At 72.2% G+C, this 2,630-nt stretch carries 4 protein-coding genes; 3 read left to right on the forward strand and 1 reads right to left on the reverse strand.

What is annotated here, in order from left to right:
* On the reverse strand, window positions 1–469 hold a 469-nt coding region (locus KBX53_RS29060; RefSeq protein WP_305797983.1), incomplete at its 3' end, for a beta-ketoacyl synthase N-terminal-like domain-containing protein.
* A 105-nt stretch (window positions 470–574) separates the two neighbouring features.
* Here KBX53_RS29060 and KBX53_RS29065 point away from each other — a divergent pair.
* The 3 genes from KBX53_RS29065 to KBX53_RS29075 form a co-directional block, all read left to right on the forward strand.
* Complete coding sequence (locus KBX53_RS29065; RefSeq protein ID WP_030337632.1) at window positions 575–1,540, forward strand: glutathione S-transferase family protein; 966 nt, start codon at window positions 575–577, stop codon at window positions 1,538–1,540.
* On the forward strand, window positions 1,533–2,216 hold the full coding sequence (locus KBX53_RS29070; RefSeq protein ID WP_051708861.1) for a DUF998 domain-containing protein: 684 nt from the start codon (window positions 1,533–1,535) through the stop codon (window positions 2,214–2,216). The genes KBX53_RS29065 and KBX53_RS29070 overlap by 8 nt, the downstream gene beginning before the upstream one ends.
* Before the next feature lie 166 nt (window positions 2,217–2,382).
* A partial coding sequence (locus KBX53_RS29075) for a cation:dicarboxylase symporter family transporter (protein ID WP_210862788.1) occupies window positions 2,383–2,630 on the forward strand: 248 nt, incomplete at its 3' end.

Genomic DNA, 2,630 nt, shown 5'->3' on the forward strand with positions numbered 1-2,630 from the left:
CGTCACGCATCAACGGGTTCACCAACCGCCAGCCCAGCGTGGTGTCGTACACCTCCGCCGAGCGGGAGTACGCCGACGTCGCCTTCGGCATGACGAACGGCGCCCGGCTCATGCTCTCCACCCCGCCGGCGATCACCAACTCCGCGTCCCCGGCGACGATGGATCGGGCGGCGGTGGCGAGCGCGTCCAGCCCCGAGCCGCAGAGCCGGTTGACGGTGCCGCCCGGCACCTCCTCGGGCAGGCCGGCCAGCAGCGCCGCCATCCGGGCCACGTTGCGGTTGTCCTCGCCGGCCTGGTTGGCGCAGCCGAGCACGACGTCGTCGACCCGCGCCCAGTCCACCGAGGGGTGGCGGGCGACCAGTTCACGGATCACGTGCGCGGCCAGGTCGTCGGGGCGGACGCCGGCCAGCGCGCCCGCGTACCGGCCGATCGGGGTACGGACACCGGCCACCAGGTATGCCACGGTCATCGCGAGTCCTTAGGGGGTGCAGACGGCGGGGTGGGGCACGCCCACCGGGTCGCGGGGGCTGCCGGCCGCCAGGATATCCGCGCCGGCAGCGGATAGGTTGACGGCATGGCCCGGGCCCAGTTCAGCGCAGAGACCAGCGGCGGTGGCGCGTTCGTCCGCCAGCCGAACCGGTTCACCGGTCGGGTCACCGCCGACTCGACAGCCCCACCCGGCGGCGGCCCGGACGAGGAGGACCGTTGGCCACTGGAGGCCGGCCGTTACCGGCTGATCTGGTGCCGCGCCTGCCCCTGGGCACACCGGGCGAGGATCGTGCGCGGCCTGCTCGGGCTGGACGACGCGATCTCGCTGGGCACCGTCGACCCGATCCGGGACGAGCGGGGCTGGGCGTTCGCCCTCGACCCGGACGGCTTCGACCCGGTCCTCGGGGTGAGCTTCCTCTCCGAGGCGTACCTGGCCACCGACCCCGACTACACCGGCCGGGTGACGGTGCCGGCGCTGGTGGACACCCTGACCGGCCGGGTGGTCACCAACGACTACCCGCAGCTCACTCTCGACTTCTCCACCGAGTGGCGGCGGCTGCACCGGCCCGACGCACCGGATCTGTACCCGGTCGACCTGCGCCCCGAGATGGACGCGCTGATGGCCGAGATCCACGCCGACGTCAACAACGGCGTCTACCGGTGCGGGTTCGCCACCTCGCAGGAGGCGTACGACGAGGCGTTCCGGGCGCTCTTCGCCCGGCTGGATGCGCTCTCCGAGCGGCTGGCCGGGCAGCGTTACCTGATGGGCGACGCGATCACCGAGGCGGACGTGCGGCTGTTCACCACGCTGGTCCGCTTCGACGCGGCGTACCACGGGCACTTCAAGTGCAACCGCGACAAGCTGACCGAGATGCCGGTGCTCTGGGCGTACGCCCGGGACCTGTTCCAGACGCCGGGCTTCGGCGAGACGGTGGACTTCGACCACATCAAGCGGCACTACTACGGCACGCACCGGGAGATCAATCCCAGCGGCATCGTGCCACTCGGGCCGGACGAGTCGGGCTGGCGCACGCCGCACGGGCGTGGCTGAGCCGGGTCGGTCCGCCGCCCCGAGCGCGCCCACGACGGGCGGGGACATCGCCCGCCGGGCCGCCGGGTCCGCCGCGGCCGGCTGCACCCTGGCCGGCGCGGTGGCGGTGACGCTCGCCGTGGTCGCCGGTCCCGGTCCAGGGCTCACGGGGTACGTCAGCGAGGCGGGCATCGCCGGCAGCGCCCACGCCGCTACGTACCGGATCGGGATCCTGGCCCTCGCCGCCGCGTTGCTGCTGATCGGCGCGGCGCTGCCCCCGGGGGTGTGGGCGGCGGCTCCGGCGCTGCTCGCCACCGGGGCCGTGTTCACCGCCGTGTCCGGGGCGGTGACCTGCTCCGACGGATGCCCGCTGCCACCGTTCGAGCGGGCGACGACGGCGGACCTGGTGCACGGCGGCGCGAGCATCGCGGCGACCGCGGCGGTGGTCTTCGCCATGATCACGCTTGCCGTCTCCGGGTCGGTCGGCAGCATGGTGCGCCGACTGGCGGGCGGGGCCGCCGTGCTGGCCCTGCCGCTCTGCGCCACTGTGGGGTTGGCGATGCTCGTCATCGGCCGGGGCACACTGGTGGGGGTGCTGGAACGACTGATCCTCGCCCTCGCGGTGCTGTGGGGCCTGTGCACCGCCACCGCACTGGCCCTCTGTAAGGAGCCTCACCCCGACCGGTCCTTCCAATAAGCGGGAATCGGCGTAACGTCGGCGAGCGATGACCAATGTCTGGGGCCTCACTGTCCGCCTGTATGTCGATCTCCGACTGCAGGCCAGTGGCATCTGTCCGGGCTAGCCGTTTCTACGCCTGCCCCGATCGGACCGGACAATTGGATAGATCTTCATGCCCTTCAGCCTGCGCAAAATTCCCTTCTCCGTGCAGATCCTGCTCGGCCTCGTGCTCGGCGTGGCGCTGGGCTTCCTGGCCCGCACCAACGACCTGAGCTGGCTGACCAGCACCCTGCACACCGTCGGCAGCCTCTTCATCCAGCTGCTCAAGCTGGCCGTGCCGCCGCTGGTCTTCACCGCCATCGTGGTCAGCGTGGTCAGCCTGCGTGGCGTCGCCAACGCCGCCCGGCTCGCTCTCAAGACCCTGATGTGGTT

It is taken from the genome of Micromonospora sp. M51 (assembly GCF_018070305.1).
GTDB lineage: Bacteria > Actinomycetota > Actinomycetes > Mycobacteriales > Micromonosporaceae > Micromonospora > Micromonospora parva.

Excerpts from the sequence above, each read along its gene's own strand:
- KBX53_RS29065 (WP_030337632.1), top strand. The coding sequence starts at position 575 with ATGGCCCGGGCCCAGTTCAGCGCAGAGACCAGCGGCGGTGGCGCGTTC.